Raw genomic sequence first — 14,256 nt, 5'->3', positions numbered from 1 at the left:
GTACGTCCGCATCGAAGTAGATGGTTGCTCGCTTTGTCTCGTCCATGCCAGCAGCTTAGTGCTTTGACGCTAGGTCGTCAAGACGTCAAGACGGCAGGCGGTCAAGCTACTCCTGAATCCTTCTAACGCTGATTAGGCGGGTCCGGTAACCGCCTCCTTGGTGGTGCCCTAACCAGACTAAGTAACTGGCCTGCTCCTCGCAAAGGCTAGGAAGCCGTGCCATCACTGCTTTCTGGGTTTGGGCCTTCATGCCTTTGGCAGTTTATGCGGACCCGTTAACCATCTGTTCGACTGGCTACAGAAGATCTGCCGGGCTGCTTACCCCCAGCGGCCCTCTGTTTAGCACGTGGGTGTAAATCATCGTTGTCTTGACATCGCTGTGACCCAGGAGCTCCTGGATCGTTCGGATGTCCTGCCCCCGCTCCAGCAGATGGGTGGCGAATGAGTGGCGGAAGGTATGGCATGTGGCTGGCTTGGTCAGGCCAGCTGCCAGCACGGCGCGGCGCACCGCCTTCTGAATCAGGCTGGGGTCGAGATGGTGTCGGCCCTGTTGTCCGGAGGAGGCGTCGCGCCACCGCTGATGCTGGGGAAACACCCACTGCCAGCCCCACTCCACGCCAGCATTCGGATACTTTCTGCCCAGTGCATGGGGCAACATCACCCTGCCCCAGCCTTGGGCCAGATCCTGTCGATGGACCTGTCTCACCTCCTCAAGATGCCCTCTGAGCTGGGCTCCAAGCCGCTCTGGCAGCAGGGTGCGGCGATCCTTGCCACCTTTGCCATCACGCACCATCAGCTCGTGTCGGCTGAAGTCAAGATCGTGCACCCGCAGCCGCAGGGCTTCGATCAGCCGCAGTCCGCTGCCGTACAGCAGGCCAGCCACCAGCGCTTCCACCCCATCCAGTCTTTGCAGCACGGCGCGCACCTCCTCAGGCGTCAGCACCACGGGTAGCTGTGGGCGCTTGCGGGCCCGCACCACCCCTTCCAGCTCCAGATCGTGATCCAGCAGTTCGCGGTAGAGGAACAGCAGCGCTGCCAGTGCCTGGTTCTGGGTGGAGGCGCTTACCTGCCGCTCCACGGCCAGATGGCTGAGAAAGGCATTCACCTCGGCACTGCCCATCTCCCGGGGATGGCGCAGCTGGTGAAACCGCAGAAAGCGCCTGAGCCATTGTTCGTAGGTGTTCACCGTGCGGCGGGCGTAGTGCCGCACCTGCAGTTCTTCCCGGTAGCGCTGGATCAGCCCTGGCGGGCGTGGGGCGGGCTCCATGACGTTGGGTGCTGCTTCTGCTTCAGCATTCCCCAGCCGCAGGCCGCTTTCTACGCTGCCCATGGTTCTTGCCGGCTCACCCTTGACCCGTTGCCTGTCCGACGGCCCCCAGGCCCGCCCGGAGGTGGAGAGCCTGCACGCTTACAGCGCACCGCTGGAAGGCCGCCGCGGCCTGCTGCGGCTCGATTTCAACGAGAACACTGTGGGGCCCAGCCCGAAGGTGGTGGAAGCGATCCGCGCCATTCCCGCCGACCACTACGCCATCTATCCCGAATACGACGGCCTGCGCGAAGCGGTGGTGGCCTCTCTCGGTGGGATGGGCCTGAACCCGGCCCACATCGGCCTGTTCAACGGTGTCGATGCCGCACTCCATGCCGTGTTCCACGCCTACGGCGCCCCGGGCGATCGGTTGCTCACCACCAGCCCCACCTTCGGCTATTACACCCCCTGCGCCCGCATGCAGGGCATGGCGATCGAGGCGATCCCCTACCGGCTGCCTCACTTCGGCTTTCCCCTCGAGGAGATCCGCACGGGGCTGCTCGGCCCTGGAGGTGCCGGCGAACCCAGCGGAAACTGGCAGCCGCCGCGGATCCTGTTGCTCTGCAACCCCAACAACCCCACCGGCACCCGCCTGGCGCCGGAGCGGATCCTCGAGCTGGCGGCCGCCGTGCCGCGCACGTTGGTGGTGGTGGATGAGCTTTATGAGGCCTTCACCGGCGACAGCGTGCTGCCACCACTGCTGAACCTGGGGGCTGCTGATGCCTTTTCGGCCCATCCCAACCTGCTGGTGCTGCGCTCCCTCGCCAAGACCGCCGGTCTGGCGGGTCTGCGCATCGGCTTCGCGATCGGCGCGCCGGCCCTGGTGGACCGGATCAGCCGCGTCACCGGCCCCTACGACATCAACAGCTTTGCCGTCACGGCCGCCCGCGCCGCCCTGGCCGATCAGGCCTACACCGACGCCTACGTGGCCGAAGTGCTGCGCGCCCGGGAGTGGTTGCTGGAGCACCTCCACGCTTCCGGCGTACGTCACCACGCCGCTGGTGGCAACTACCTGCTGATCTGGCCCTCCCGGCCGGCTGCCCAGGTGGAGGCTGAACTGCGAAAGGCGGGCATCCTGGTGCGCTCCATGGCTGCCAAGCCCCTGATCGATGGGGCCCTGCGGGTGAGCCTGGGCACCTGCGAGCAGATGGCGCGCTTCTGGGAGACCTACCAGGCGATCGAACCGATGAGGATCAGCGCATCACCTTGATCTGGGGCCCGTCACTCAGCGGCGCGCTGAAACTCACCGTGCGGCCCACCCGCTGCACCGGGGTACCGCTCATCGCTTCGAGGAAGGGCTCGACGCTGCCCTGGTCGCAGTCACTGGGGGCGCTGCCACTCACGTACTGCACCGGGATCACCCGCCGGGGCTCGAGCGCGCGCACCACGGCCGCCGCCTCAGCGCCGTCGTAGACCTTGGCGCCACCGCCCACACCGATGATCAGCACATCGGGCTTGCCGATCAGCACCCGGTCTTCCGGGCGCAGGGCCGAGGCCGTGCCGCCCAGATGGGCGATCTCCAGGCCGCCCTGCTTCCAGCGCCAGAGGGTGGCCTGGCCGAAGCGCCGGCCGCCGATGCGGTCGTGGGGGATGGCCGCTCCCTCCAGCTTCAGGCCCGCCACCCGGTAGGAGCCGGGGGTCACCAGCATCCGACCGGAGGCCACCGGAGCTCCCTCATCCAGGAGCCGGCTGCTGGCCAGGATCACATCGGCGCGCACCCGCGGCTCGGCCAGGCCCGCGGCGCAGCCCACGGCCTTGAAGGGGTTCACCAGCACGGTGGCACCACCGCCCTGGATCAGCAGAGCGCTGTGGCCGTAGCTGGTGACCGTGACGCCACCGGCGGCCAGCCCGGCTCCAGGCAGTCCCAGGCTGACGCCAGCCACCAGTCCCGCCACGCTCAGGGCCGTGGCCCGGCGATGAAGGGGCCTGCTGACAGTGCTGGAGGGGCTGTCGTGCGGTTGCCCTGATGCGGAGGCCATGCCTGCTGGTGCGCCCCGCAGGCGCCGATCGTGGCGCGAACCTAGCAGCGTTGCCCCGGGGGGTTTCAGGAGTGGGTTCCGGTGAGCGGTCTGGCGCCGCTGGCCTGGTGCTGGGCCGCCTGGCGCAGGAAGTTGGCCAGCAGTTGGTGGCCGTTCTGGGTGAGCACGCTTTCGGGGTGGAACTGGACGCCTTCGATCGGAAAGTGGCGGTGTCGCAGGCCCATGATCGTGCCGTCCTCCAGCCAGGCGCTGATCTCGAGCTCCTCCGGCAGGCTGGAGCGCTCGGCGATCAGGCTGTGGTAACGGGTGGCCGTGAGCGGGCTGGGCAGGCCGGCGAACACCCCCACTCCCCGATGCAGGACCGGGGATGTCTTGCCGTGCATCAGCTCAGCGGCTCGCACCACCCGGCCGCCGAATGCCTGGGCGAGGCACTGGTGACCCAGGCAGACCCCCAGGATCGGCACAGTCGGTCCCAGCTCCCGCATCACATCGAGGCAAACCCCAGCCTGGTCGGGGTCGCCAGGGCCCGGTGAGATCAGGATCGCTGCCGGCTGCAGGGCTCTGACCTGATCCACGTTCAGGGAGTCGTTGCGCTCCACACGCAGATCGGCGGCGATCGGATGCTCCGCCGCAAGCTCGCCGAGGTACTGCACCAGGTTGAAGGTGAAGCTGTCGTAGTTGTCGAGAACCAGGAGCATCAGGACAGCCGCCAGTCCTCCATTCAAACGCCCAGGCGCAGCAGCAGGGGCGGCAGCAGCAGCAACGCGGCGATCAGCAGCGAGGCCGCTGCGGCCACCAGCACGGCCGCAGCGGCACAGTCCTTGGCGATGCGGGCCAGGGGATGGAACCGGCGGCCGATGGCCAGATCCACCACCGACTCGATGGCCGTGTTGATCAGCTCCAGCACCAGCACCGCCGCCACGGTGAGCACCAGCAGCGCCAGATGCTCTGGGCTCAGCTGCAGCCACACCCCCAGGGCAAAGACGCAGCCGCCGGTGATCGCATGGATGCGGAAGTTGCGCTGGCTGGTGAAGCCATAGGCCAGGCCCTGGGCGGCGTAGCGGAAACTGAGAGGGAGATCACTGGCCACCCGCCACGCCCCGGTGCGTTGGCCTCTCGCCCGGCGGGAGGAGTCGTTGGCCATTGGATCCGCCAGCGCAAGAGGAACCGGCTCGAGAGGGACCGGATTGACCATGCTGACTCCTCCCGACGTTCTGCCGCTTCGCTCGTCCAGGCTGAACGTTACCGCTGTCGTCCAGGGGGTTCGCTGCCGTCGCTACAGGCACAGCACACCAACAGCTGGTCCTGGCGACGCAGCATGGCCTCCAGTCGGGCGTCGTCGGGGTGGTCCCAGCCCAGCAGGTGGAGCAGGCCGTGGCTGGCCAGCCAGCGCAGCTCCCGCGCCAGGCTCACGCCCGCCGCCTCGGCCTGGCGGGCCGCTGTCTCCAGGGAAATCACGATGTCGCCCAGCTCCAGGGGCTCCCCCTGTTCCGGTAACTCCTGATCTGATGCCAGCTCCGGCGGCTTCGGCATGGCCGGTGCTCCCTCCAGCCCTTCGTCCTGGGCGGCGAAGGCCAGCACATCGGTGGGGCCTTGCTGGCTTCTCCAGCTTTCGTTGAGCTCGGCCATCTCCCCGTCGCCCACCAGGCTCAGCCCCAGGCTGTAGGCGGGCGCCCGCAGGGCCTGGGGCAACTCGGGTTGCATCTGCTCCAGCCAGGCCGCCAGCAGATCGCGCCACGGCCCTTCTGCCGTGGCCGGGTCAGCCAGGGGGCCAGCCGCCTTCAGCAGCACGGGGCTCAGCTGCTCGTCGCAGCTGAAGGCCAGGTCGAGGCCAAGACGAATCGGCGTCACTGGGGCAGGCTGGGTCGGCCGAACCAGGCGAGCAGCAGCAGCACGGCACTGAAGCCCACGGCGGTGAGGCCGAAATGCAGCAGGCTCTGGCGGCCCTTGCGCACCATGTTGCGCATGGCCAGCTTCACGAAGCTGGGCGGTGGGCTGGCCGGGGCCTCGGTGGCTGTGCTGGGCTCAGTTGGCGTGCTGGGCTCTGTTGGGCTGCTGCTGTCAGTCATTGGTGGATCGGCAGGGCTCAGGCGGCCACATCGGCGGCGATCTCCACACCCTGGCGCAGCAGGGTCTGGATGAAGGGATCGAGGTCGCCGTCCATCACCCCCTGCACGTCGGTGGTTTCCACGGCGGTGCGCAGATCCTTGACCATCTGATACGGGTGGAAGACGTAGTTGCGGATCTGGTTGCCCCAGGCCGCCTCGACGATGTCGCCGCGGATGTCGGCGATCTCCGAGGCCCGCTGCTCCTGGGCGATCACCAGCAGCTTGGCCATCAAGAGCGCCATCGCCTTCTCCTTGTTCTGCAGCTGGGAGCGCTCCTGGGTGCAGCGCACCGCCAGGCCGGTGGGCACGTGCAGGATGCGCACCGCGGTTTCCACCTTGTTCACGTTCTGACCGCCGGCACCGCCGGAGCGGGAGGTGGTGACCTCCAGGTCCTTGTCGGGGATGTCGAGCTTGACGTCTTCCTCCAGTTTGGGCATCACCTCCACGCCGGCGAAGCTGGTCTGGCGCTTGTCGTTGGCGTTGAACGGCGAGATCCGCACCAGCCGGTGGGTTCCCTTCTCATTGCGCAGGTAGCCGTAGGCGTAGCGGCCGTCGATCTCGATCGTGCAGCTCTTGATGCCCGCTTCCTCCCCTTCCGAGAGCTCGTCCACGGACACCTTCATGCCGTGGTCCTCGGCCCAGCGGGTGTACATGCGCATCAGCATCAGGGCCCAGTCCTGGGCATCGGTGCCGCCGGCGCCGGCGTTGATCGAGATCACGGCACCTTCCTTGTCATAGGGGCCGCTCAGCAGCCGCTCCAGCTCCCAGCGATCCAGCGCCGCCTTGAGGCTCTGCAGGCCGCCATTGGCCTCGGAAAGCAGTTCCTCGTCGGGTTCGAGGTCGTAGAGCTCGAGGGTGGCCCGGGCATCGTCCACAGCGGTTCGCCACTGCTGCAGCTGCTCAAGCTGCGCCTTCACCTCATCGAGCTGACGCATCTGCTTCTGGGCCTGCTGCTGGTCGTCCCAGAAGTCGGGCTGGGAGGCCAGCTGCTCCAGGTCCTGCTGGCGGGCGTTCAGGGCCGGTACGTCAAAGACAGTCCTGGGCATGGCCCAGGCGGTCGGTGAGCTCGGAGAGGTCGCGTTTGAAATCGGTGAGATCGAGCACCGGCTGCCGCCCAACGGTTTTCACGACCGTATCAGCGGGGATGGGTTCCCAGAGGGGCTTCTAGGATCCGTCCACTGCCATCCACCTGGACGATTGTGGTGAACACACCAGCGAAAGTCGAGATCTACACCTGGCGGTTCTGCCCCTTCTGCATCCGGGCCAAGGCCCTGCTCGACCGCAAGGGTGTGGCCTACGAGGAGTACGCCATCGATGGTGATCAGGCGGCCCGGGGCGCCATGGCACAGCGGGCTGACGGCCGCTCCAGCCTGCCCCAGATTTTCATCAACGACCAGGGCATCGGCGGTTGCGATGAACTCCATTCCCTGGAGCTGGCCGGCCGGCTCGATCCTTTGCTGCAAGGGGCCTGAGGGTGCCGAGCCGCGCCGAGGCCGCCAGCCGTTCCCAACTCTTTCTCGTCGATCCGATCCAGCGTCTGCGTCCGGGGAAGGATTCGAGCGTGGCCCTGATGCAGGCGGCCCAGCGCGCCGGCCATCAGGTCTGGATCTGCAGCCTGGCCGATCTGGCGGTCGAAGGGCAGCGAGCCGATGCCACTCAGCCGGGTCACCGCCCCACGGTGCTGGCCCAGCCCGCCCGCCTCGCCGAGATCCGCCCCACTCCGGCCGGTTGGGAGATTCCTGAGCCCTGGGTGGAGCTGGGGGAACCCCAGCGGAGGCCGCTCGACGCCTTCCCCTGGGTGTGGATGCGCAAGGATCCGCCTGTGGACGAGGCTTACCTCTATGCCACCCATCTCCTGGAGCTGGCGGAGCAGGCTGGAGTGCGAGTGCTCAACCGGCCGGCTTCCCTGCGGGCCTGGAACGAAAAGCTCGGCGCCATGCGTTTCAGCCATCTGATGGCGCCCACCCTGGTGAGCGGCAACATCGAGCAGCTCTCGGCCTTCGTCGCCGAGCACGGCGAGGTGGTGCTCAAACCCCTCGGCGGACGTGCCGGCCAGGGTGTGGTGCGCAGCGAAGCGCGGGCTCCGGGGTTGCGGGCCCTTCTGGAGCTGGTCACCAACCAGGGCCAGCTGCCGGTGATGGCCCAGGCCTTCCTGCCCGAGGTGGTGGCGGGCGACAAGCGCATCCTGCTGGTGAATGGTGAACCGCTCGGTGCTGTGAACCGCCGCCCCTCGCCCGGAGAGTTCCGCAGCAATCTGGCGGTGGGAGGGGAGCCTGAGGCCACCGCCCTCACCGATGCCGAGCGCCGCATCTGCGCCGAGCTGGCCCCGGCCCTGCGCGCCGCTGGGCTGTTCTTCGTGGGCATCGATGTGATCGGCGACCGCCTCAGTGAGATCAACGTCACCAGCCCCACGGGCGTGCGCGAGATCGAGCGACTGGGTGGAGTCCCCTTGGCGGATCTCACCATCGAGGCGCTGCTGGCCAGTTGAGGCCCGCTGGCGAGAATGATCCCAAGGGCGGCAGCCGCTGACCCGGATCAGAGTCCGGCTCCACAGCGTTTGCAATAGCGGGCATCGCTGTCATGGCCGGTGCAACCGCAGCGCTGGCAGGCACGGCCCGACTGGCGCCGCTGGCGATGGGCGTCCCGCAGGCCGACGCTGAGGATGCCGGTGGGCACGGCGATGATGCTGTAACCGAGCAGCATCACGGCGGAGGCCACGAAGCGCCCCAGCGGCGTCACCGGCGCCACATCGCCATAACCCACCGTGGTGATCGTGACCACGGCCCAGTAGATCCCCACGGGGATACTGACAAAGCCGCCGGCTTCACCCTCGATCAAAAACATCAGGGCTCCGATCACAATCACAAGGGTGATCATCGTGAGCAGGAACACCAGGATCTTGCGCCGGCTGGTCACCAGAGCCTGCCAGAGCAGTTCTGATTCCTTGAGGTATTCCCCCAGCTTGAGGATCCGGAAGATGCGCAGCAGTCTCAGGATGCGCACCACCAGGAACGATTGTGCGCCAGGCAGGATCAGTCCCAGGAACGTGGGCAGGATCGCCAGCAGGTCCACCACGCCATAGAAGCTGGTGATGTAGCGGATCGGCTGGACCACGCAGAGCAGCCGCAACACGTATTCCAGGGTGAACAGCAGGGTGAAGCCCCACTCGAGTACCTCGAAGGGGGCCAGATAGAGCACCCTCAGTCGCGGATCGCTCTCCAGCATCACGGAGAGAACACTGGCGACGATCGCCAGGAGCAGCACCACATCGAAGGCCTTGCCGGCAGGGGTGTCGGCCTCGAAAATGATGCGATACAGACGAACGCGGCCCAGGCGGCGGCGCAGCAGCAGTGCCAGCCCCACCAGGCAGGCCAGGATCAGCGCCATCACCATGGCTGGCGCCATCGGCGATCAGCGCAACGGCCAGGGGGCGCTGAGGTTGAGCTGCTGCTGCAGCACCCCCAGCTTCAGGGCCACTTCCTGGAGTTCCCGCTCCGGCTCGGAGCCGCGCACCAGTCCCGCGCCGGCGGTGAGTTCCAGCTGAGCGCCCTGCAGGCGGCCGCTGCGGATCGCAACCCGCAGCTCGGCATCGCCGGCGCTGTCGATCCAGCCGATTGGTGCGGCGTAGTGACCCCGCTCGAATGGTTCGAGGGTGCGCAACCAGGCCATCGCCTCTCGCCGCGGCAGTCCGGCCACCGCCGGGGTGGGATGCAGGGCCTCGGCCAGAGCCAGGGGCTGGTGCTCCGTCAGTTCGGCGGTGATGGGGGTGTGCAGATGCACCAGCTTGCCGTGGCGGGCCAGGCGGGGATGACGGGGCCGCCGGGGCGTCAGCCCTGCCTCCGAGAGCACCCGGGTGATCGCCTCCACCACCAGCTCATGCTCGTGGCGGTCCTTTGTCGACTGGGTGAGCTGCCCGGCCGGGGGTCCAAGGGGGGCGGTTCCCGCCAGGGCCTCACAGCGCAGCTGCCCCTGGCGCACCGCCAGCAACCGCTCGGGGGAGGCGCCGATCAGGGCGTCGCCGGGACGCTGCTGCCAGAGGAAGCGGCAGCTGCCCGGCTGGTGGCGGCGCAGACGGGCCAGCAGCTCCAGGGGCTCGAGCGGCTGATCCAGCCCCACCTGCTGGCGCACCGCCACCACCAGCTTGCTCAGGGCACCCCCTTCCACCAGTCCCAGGGCCTGACGCACCGCCTCGCGGTAGTCGCTCTCCCAGCAGGAACGGCTGGTGATGGCCACCCCGGTGGTGCTTGGCAGCCCGCCTTCGCCCTCGGCCGGCAGGCGGCTCAGGAGCTGGGCCCGCTCCCAGAGTTCCTCGGCCACGCCCCGGGGGGTGACCTCACCGCCGAGGCAGCGCTGCAGCCTCAGCCAGCAGTGGCGTCCCTGGCGGCTCAGCTGCCAGCGGGGCAGCACGGCCTGCACGCCGGGAACGGCTCCGCTGCTCTCCTGCAGGGGACTGTCGAAAAAAGAAAAGGCCAGCAGCAACCGCGGCCTGGCCAGGGGCGGAACGTTCTGGGGCTGTTGCCCCAGGCGGCTGAGGCTCATGGCGCTGAAGCGCTGGGCCAGCTCGAAGCGCCTCGGTCCGCTCAGTTCCAGGCGGTGGGTGGTGCCGCTGGCCGCCAGGCAGAGCCCAGGTGCGCCGTCCCAGAGAAAGCGGAAGCGTCCCCCGTCGTCGAGGTGGGGGAGGAGCGCCAGGGGATCCCGGCAGGGCATGGGCAGCGCCAGGCTGAGCACGCCCTCTTCCTCCAGCTGCCGTGCCCCCTGGGCTGCGGCGGCGAGCAGTTCGGTGAAGGAGGGAACGACCTGCACCAGGACGATGGCGGCGGTGGCCAGGGAAGCTGCTCAAATGTATGGGCCCTTCCCGGTCCGCCGTCCCTGCTGCCCATGTCCGACCCCCAGGTCGTCGCAAGCCGTTACGCCGATGGGGATGCCAGCGGTGGCCGCTCGCCCGCCGATCGCTCCCACGATCCGGCCCGCCGCCGCCTCTGGAAGGCGGCGATCAAATGGCCGATGTATTCCGTGGCGGTGATGCCGGTGCTCCTGGCCGCGGGCTGGTGGGCCGGCCAGGGCCAGGCGCCGCGCCTGGATCAGTTGCTGGCCTTCCTGGTGGCGGCGGTGCTGCTGCTGGGCTGGGAAAACCTGGCCAACGATGTCTTCGATGCCGACACCGGCGTAGACCGGCTGGGCAAGCCCCATTCCCTGGTGAATCTCACCGGCCGCCGCGAGCGGGTGGCCCAGCTCGCCAACGGCTGCCTGCTGCTCGGCCTGGCGCTGTTCGCCCTGGTGGCGGCCCGCAGCACCCCCTTGGTGCTGGCGCTGGTTCTGGGCTGCTGCGCCCTCGGCTACGCCTATCAGGGGCCTCCCCTGCGGCTGGGGTACCGCGGCCTGGGTGAACCGCTGTGCTGGCTGGCCTTTGGCCCGCTGGCCACCGCCGCCGCCCTGCTGGCGCTGGCGCCCACGGCTGCCGCAGGTATCCCCTGGAGGGCCGCCCTGCTGCTGGGCAGCGGACCGGCCCTGGCCACCACCCTGGTGCTGTTCTGCTCCCACTTCCATCAGGTGGAGCAGGACGCCAGCCACGGCAAGCTCTCGCCCGTGGTGAAGCTGGGCACCGCCGCCGCCGCCGCCCTGGTGCCCTGGTTCATCGCCCTGGCCCTGGCCCTGCAGTGGGCGCCGGTGCTGCTGGGCCGCTGGCCGCTCACGGCCCTGCTGGGGATGGTGGGCCTGCCTTCCGCCAGGTCCCTGATCCAGTTGCTGCGGGAGCACCACGACGCACCGGAGCGGATCGCCGGCAGCAAGTTCCTGGCCCTGCGCTTTCAGGCCTTCAACGGCCTGGGCCTGGCGCTGGGCCTGGCGATCGGCCCCTGGCTGCCGCTGCGGTGAAGCTTCGTCTGCACTGGCGGCGCTTCGATCTGGCCCTGCCCACGCCCCTGGTCACCGCCCGGGGCAGGCTGAGGAGCAAGCGCGGCTGGTTGTTGCGGCTCGAGACGCTGGCCGTGGGGGACAGCGAGTCGGCGCCGGTCCTCGATCAGGGCTGGGGGGAGGCGGCACCGATGGCGCAGGGCGCCCAGCAAGGCGCTGATGAGCCTGAGCTGGTCAGCATCGCCAGGGCCATCGAGGCCCTTGGCTCCACGGTCGATCACCAGGAGCTGGAGGGTCGTCTGCCTGCCCTGCCGCCGGCCCTGGCCTTCGCCCTCGGAGCAGCCCTGGGCGAGATCCAGGGGTTGGTGGGGGCCGCCTCCGGCGGCTGGCTGCCGCCGCCGGCTCCTGCATGGCTGCTGCCGGCAGGTCCGCTGCTGCTACCGGCCCTGGAGCGGATCCTGGACACCCACCAGAGCAGCCAGCCGGCTCAGCAGGACGGTGACGGTCTTCCCCTCACGTTGAAGTGGAAGGTGGCGGCCACCGATGACCTCCAGGAGCGCCAGCTGCTGGAGCAGCTGCTGGAGCGCTTGCCGAACGGGGCCAGGCTCCGCCTCGATGTCAATGGGGGCTGGGGGCGCACCACGGCCGCGGCCTGGGCGGCAAGGCTGGCGGCGGATCCCCGCCTGGAGTGGCTGGAGCAACCACTGGCTCCCACCGATCACGCCGGTCTGGTCGCCCTGGCCGCAGGTCCCCCGGCTCTGCCGGTGGCCCTGGATGAGTCGCTGGCGCAGGATCCAGGCCTGCGCAACAGCTGGGGCGGATGGCAGGTGCGACGGCCTTCCCAGGAGGGAGACCCCAGGCCCCTTCTGGCGCAACTGCAGGCAGGCGTGCCCCGGCTGATGCTCAGCACCGCCTTCGAGACCGGTATCGGCCGCCGCTGGCTGCACCACCTGGCCGCTCTTCAGGCGGGGGGACCCACCCCCGCGGCGCCCGGGCTGGCCCCGGGCTGGGGCGCCAGCGGTGATCTCGCCAGTACCGATCCCGAGCGGGTCTGGGCCGCATCCGCCGGGCACTGGGTGGAGTCGCCAGAGTTGGCGTGATCGACACCGCCACCGCGATGAGCCTCAGCAAGCAAGACACCCTGGCGGCCTCGGCCCCCTGGGTGGCCGTGGTCCTCAACCTGGTGCCGGGCCTGGGCACCGGCTACATCTATCAACGGCGCTGGCGGGCCTACTGGATCACCTCGGCAGTGAGCACCGGCTGGTTCGCGTTGGGGCTGGTGCTGGGCCAGGGGGGCGGGGCCGATCTGGGCGCCAAGGCTGACCCGCGTCAGCAGTTGGTGGGTCTGCTCGGCCTGCTGTTGCTGGCCGGTGTCACGGCTGTGGAGGCGGGGATCGCCGCCCGCCGCGCCCGGCAGGCCTAGGCCCTGGATCGTCGCTGATGGGTTCTCCTCTGCTGCTCACCAGCGCCGCGCCGGCCGAGGCCCTGGTGGCGCGCCTGGAGCAGGCCTGGCGTGAGGAGCGCCTGGTGGGCCTCTGCGCCGAGCAGGAGCAGGAGCTGCTCGGCGCAGCCTTGGCTGGATCGGCCCTGAGCGGGGCCGGTGTGGTGGTGGGCAGTGGTGGCAGCGCCGGCCGCCGCCGCTGGTGTCTGCAGCCGCTGGCCCACCTGGAGGCCTCAGCTGGCGCCACTGGGCAGTGGTTGCAGTCGATCGGGCTGGATCCTTCAGCGACGCTGCAGCTCAACCCCCTGCCGCTCCATCACGTCAGCGGTCTGATGCCCCTGGTGAGGAGCCGGGTCTGGGGAACACCCTGGCGCTGGTTGCCCCCGGAGCTGATGCGCCGGCCCCGGGAGCTGGCGGCGGCGTTTCCCCTCCCAGCCGACCGCGGGGCGCTGCTCTCCCTGGTGCCCACCCAGCTGGAGCGGCTGCTGGCCGCAGCGGAGGGCTGCGCCTGGCTGCGGAGCTGCGCCGTGGTCTGGGTCGGAGGTGCGGCGCTCTCTGCTGAGTTGGCTGCCCGGGCCCGCGCGGCTGAGATCCGGCTTTCGCCCTGTTACGGCGCCAGCGAAACCGCCGCGATGGTGGCGGCCCTGCCTCCGGAGCGCTTCCTGGAGGGGGAAGATGGCTGTGGTCAGCCCCTGGCCGATGTGCAGCTGCGGCTTGACCCCGATGGCGCTCTGCTGGTGCGCACCGGACGCCTCAGTCCCGGCTGTCTGGAGGCCGGACAGCTGCAGCGGCTGGAGCGGCAGGGGGCCTGGTAGCGCAGTGGTGATGGGGCCCGCGTCGGCCCCGCCGGCCTCCAGATCCTGGGACGCTTGGATGGGGCGATCACCAGCGGCGGCGAAACCGTTTTCCCTGAGCAGGTGGAGGCCCGGCTGCTGGGCTGGGCCCGGGCGGAGGGGCTACCCCTGGCCCAGGTGCTGCTGCTGCCCAGCCCCGATCCCCTCTGGGGCCAGCGCCTGGTGGCTCTGGTTCGTCACGGCGGTGCCCCAGGGCCGCCAGGGCCTGAGGCGGACACCACCACGGCGGCCCTGATCACCGATTGCCAGCGGCTGGCTCAACGGCTTCCCCCCGCCCAGCGCCCCCAACACTGGCTGGCCTGTCCTGATCTGGCCCCCAATGGCCTTGGCAAGTGGGAGCGGGGGCGCTGGAGCGGCTGGCTGCTCCAGACCTGTGACGGAGGAGTCCGCGAGGATGACGCTGCCGCTGAAGTCCGCTAAAGCTGGTCAGTCGCGCCCTCTGGATGACCTCATCCGCTGATCCGGAACTCTCCAACAAGAAGCTGGCCGCGGGGCTGCTGGGAATCTTTCTGGGTGCCTTCGGGATCCACAAATTCGTGCTCGGCTACACCACTTCGGGCGTGATCATGCTGGTGGTGTCCGTTGCCGGAGGTGTGGTCACCTGTGGCATTGCCAGCTTCGTGATGGGTGTGATTGGCCTGATCGAGGGAATCATCTATCTCACGAAGACCCCCGAAGAGTTCAAGGCCACCTACATCGACGCCAAGAAGGAGTG

The 14,256-nt window shown here is 69.1% G+C and carries 18 protein-coding genes; 9 read left to right on the top strand and 9 right to left on the bottom strand.

Annotated elements, in window-relative coordinates:
* Positions 1–295 precede the first annotated feature (295 nt).
* The gene (locus tag KBY78_RS10170; RefSeq protein WP_255143501.1) at positions 296–1,267 is read right to left on the bottom strand and encodes an integron integrase; all 972 of its coding nucleotides are present in this window, start codon (positions 1,265–1,267) and stop codon (positions 296–298) included.
* Between the two features lie 61 nt (positions 1,268–1,328).
* Between KBY78_RS10170 and KBY78_RS10165 the strand changes: the two genes are divergently transcribed.
* Complete coding sequence (locus KBY78_RS10165) at positions 1,329–2,516, top strand: pyridoxal phosphate-dependent aminotransferase (RefSeq protein WP_399215679.1); 1,188 nt, start codon at positions 1,329–1,331, stop codon at positions 2,514–2,516.
* Here KBY78_RS10165 and KBY78_RS10160 read toward each other — a convergent pair.
* From KBY78_RS10160 to prfB, 6 genes are all read right to left on the bottom strand, one after another.
* Positions 2,500–3,285 (bottom strand): MBL fold metallo-hydrolase, encoded by a 786-nt coding sequence (locus KBY78_RS10160; protein WP_006173284.1) that lies wholly within the window; start codon positions 3,283–3,285, stop codon positions 2,500–2,502. The genes KBY78_RS10165 and KBY78_RS10160 overlap by 17 nt on opposite strands.
* Positions 3,286–3,350: 65 nt before the next feature.
* A complete protein-coding gene (locus tag KBY78_RS10155; protein WP_255143498.1) occupies positions 3,351–3,983 on the bottom strand; it encodes an aminodeoxychorismate/anthranilate synthase component II in 633 nt (210 codons plus the stop codon).
* 23 nt (positions 3,984–4,006) lie between these two features.
* Positions 4,007–4,429, bottom strand: a complete 423-nt coding sequence (locus tag KBY78_RS10150) for a diacylglycerol kinase family protein (RefSeq protein ID WP_232201995.1) — start codon at positions 4,427–4,429, stop codon at positions 4,007–4,009.
* A 98-nt stretch (positions 4,430–4,527) separates the two neighbouring features.
* Positions 4,528–5,076 carry an rRNA maturation RNase YbeY gene (ybeY, locus tag KBY78_RS10145; protein WP_369791643.1) on the bottom strand — a complete coding sequence of 183 codons (549 nt, stop codon included), beginning with the start codon at positions 5,074–5,076 and terminating at the stop codon, positions 4,528–4,530.
* A gap of 56 nt (positions 5,077–5,132) precedes the next feature.
* Positions 5,133–5,354, bottom strand: coding sequence for a DUF3285 domain-containing protein (locus tag KBY78_RS10140; protein ID WP_255143497.1), 222 nt, complete (start codon positions 5,352–5,354; stop codon positions 5,133–5,135).
* Between the two features lie 17 nt (positions 5,355–5,371).
* Positions 5,372–6,497, bottom strand: a protein-coding gene (gene prfB, locus KBY78_RS10135; RefSeq protein ID WP_255143500.1) for a peptide chain release factor 2 whose coding sequence is annotated in 2 segments (ribosomal slippage) — positions 5,372–6,421 and positions 6,423–6,497 — 1,125 coding nt in all. Because the reading frame shifts where the segments join, the coding sequence is not laid out codon by codon here.
* 98 nt (positions 6,498–6,595) lie between these two features.
* Here prfB and grxC point away from each other — a divergent pair.
* Together grxC and gshB are read left to right on the top strand one after the other, a co-directional pair.
* The gene (gene grxC / locus KBY78_RS10130; RefSeq protein WP_255143496.1) at positions 6,596–6,865 is read left to right on the top strand and encodes a glutaredoxin 3; all 270 of its coding nucleotides are present in this window, start codon (positions 6,596–6,598) and stop codon (positions 6,863–6,865) included.
* A gap of 2 nt (positions 6,866–6,867) precedes the next feature.
* Positions 6,868–7,881, top strand: coding sequence for a glutathione synthase (gene gshB / locus KBY78_RS10125; protein ID WP_255143495.1), 1,014 nt, complete (start codon positions 6,868–6,870; stop codon positions 7,879–7,881).
* A gap of 47 nt (positions 7,882–7,928) precedes the next feature.
* Here the strand turns inward: gshB and KBY78_RS10120 are convergent, their stop codons facing one another.
* Positions 7,929–8,798 (bottom strand): ion transporter, encoded by an 870-nt coding sequence (locus KBY78_RS10120; protein ID WP_255143494.1) that lies wholly within the window; start codon positions 8,796–8,798, stop codon positions 7,929–7,931.
* Positions 8,799–8,804: 6 nt separating this feature from the next.
* A complete protein-coding gene (locus tag KBY78_RS10115) occupies positions 8,805–10,196 on the bottom strand; it encodes an isochorismate synthase MenF (RefSeq protein WP_255143493.1) in 1,392 nt (463 codons plus the stop codon).
* Positions 10,197–10,271: 75 nt separating this feature from the next.
* Here KBY78_RS10115 and menA point away from each other — a divergent pair, with 75 nt between their 5' ends.
* The 6 genes from menA to KBY78_RS10085 form a co-directional block, all read left to right on the top strand.
* Positions 10,272–11,267 carry a 2-carboxy-1,4-naphthoquinone phytyltransferase gene (gene menA, locus KBY78_RS10110; protein WP_255143492.1) on the top strand — a complete coding sequence of 332 codons (996 nt, stop codon included), beginning with the start codon at positions 10,272–10,274 and terminating at the stop codon, positions 11,265–11,267.
* A complete protein-coding gene (locus tag KBY78_RS10105) occupies positions 11,264–12,346 on the top strand; it encodes an enolase C-terminal domain-like protein (RefSeq protein ID WP_255143491.1) in 1,083 nt (360 codons plus the stop codon). Before menA ends, KBY78_RS10105 begins: the two co-directional genes overlap by 4 nt.
* A gap of 17 nt (positions 12,347–12,363) precedes the next feature.
* Positions 12,364–12,669, top strand: a complete 306-nt coding sequence (locus KBY78_RS10100) for a hypothetical protein (protein ID WP_037981667.1) — start codon at positions 12,364–12,366, stop codon at positions 12,667–12,669.
* Positions 12,670–12,686: 17 nt separating this feature from the next.
* A complete protein-coding gene (locus KBY78_RS10095) occupies positions 12,687–13,502 on the top strand; it encodes an AMP-binding protein (RefSeq protein WP_255143490.1) in 816 nt (271 codons plus the stop codon).
* A 54-nt stretch (positions 13,503–13,556) separates the two neighbouring features.
* The gene (locus KBY78_RS10090; RefSeq protein ID WP_255143489.1) at positions 13,557–13,961 is read left to right on the top strand and encodes a hypothetical protein; all 405 of its coding nucleotides are present in this window, start codon (positions 13,557–13,559) and stop codon (positions 13,959–13,961) included.
* A gap of 23 nt (positions 13,962–13,984) precedes the next feature.
* Positions 13,985–14,256: TM2 domain-containing protein (locus KBY78_RS10085; protein ID WP_255143488.1), on the top strand; the 272-nt coding region annotated here is incomplete at its 3' end.

The sequence above is a fragment of the Synechococcus sp. EJ6-Ellesmere genome, from assembly GCF_024345875.1.
In the GTDB taxonomy this organism is placed as follows: domain Bacteria; phylum Cyanobacteriota; class Cyanobacteriia; order PCC-6307; family Cyanobiaceae; genus Regnicoccus_A; species Regnicoccus_A antarcticus.
This window is presented reverse-complemented; position numbering and strand designations above follow the sequence as displayed.

What these genes read in the sequence shown, in the direction of transcription:
- KBY78_RS10100 (WP_037981667.1), top strand. Translation starts at nt 12,364, where the DNA reads ATGAGCCTCAGCAAGCAAGACACCCTGGCGGCCTCGGCCCCCTGGGTG.
- KBY78_RS10160 (WP_006173284.1), bottom strand. Translation starts at nt 3,285, where the DNA reads ATGGCCTCCGCATCAGGGCAACCGCACGACAGCCCCTCCAGCACTGTC.
- KBY78_RS10095 (WP_255143490.1), top strand. Translation starts at nt 12,687, where the DNA reads ATGGGTTCTCCTCTGCTGCTCACCAGCGCCGCGCCGGCCGAGGCCCTG.
- KBY78_RS10140 (WP_255143497.1), bottom strand. Translation starts at nt 5,354, where the DNA reads ATGACTGACAGCAGCAGCCCAACAGAGCCCAGCACGCCAACTGAGCCC.
- KBY78_RS10165 (WP_399215679.1), top strand. Translation starts at nt 1,329, where the DNA reads ATGGTTCTTGCCGGCTCACCCTTGACCCGTTGCCTGTCCGACGGCCCC.
- KBY78_RS10155 (WP_255143498.1), bottom strand. Translation starts at nt 3,983, where the DNA reads ATGCTCCTGGTTCTCGACAACTACGACAGCTTCACCTTCAACCTGGTG.
- KBY78_RS10170 (WP_255143501.1), bottom strand. Translation starts at nt 1,267, where the DNA reads ATGGAGCCCGCCCCACGCCCGCCAGGGCTGATCCAGCGCTACCGGGAA.
- menA (WP_255143492.1), top strand. Translation starts at nt 10,272, where the DNA reads ATGTCCGACCCCCAGGTCGTCGCAAGCCGTTACGCCGATGGGGATGCC.
- KBY78_RS10120 (WP_255143494.1), bottom strand. Translation starts at nt 8,798, where the DNA reads ATGGCGCCAGCCATGGTGATGGCGCTGATCCTGGCCTGCCTGGTGGGG.
- KBY78_RS10150 (WP_232201995.1), bottom strand. Translation starts at nt 4,429, where the DNA reads ATGGCCAACGACTCCTCCCGCCGGGCGAGAGGCCAACGCACCGGGGCG.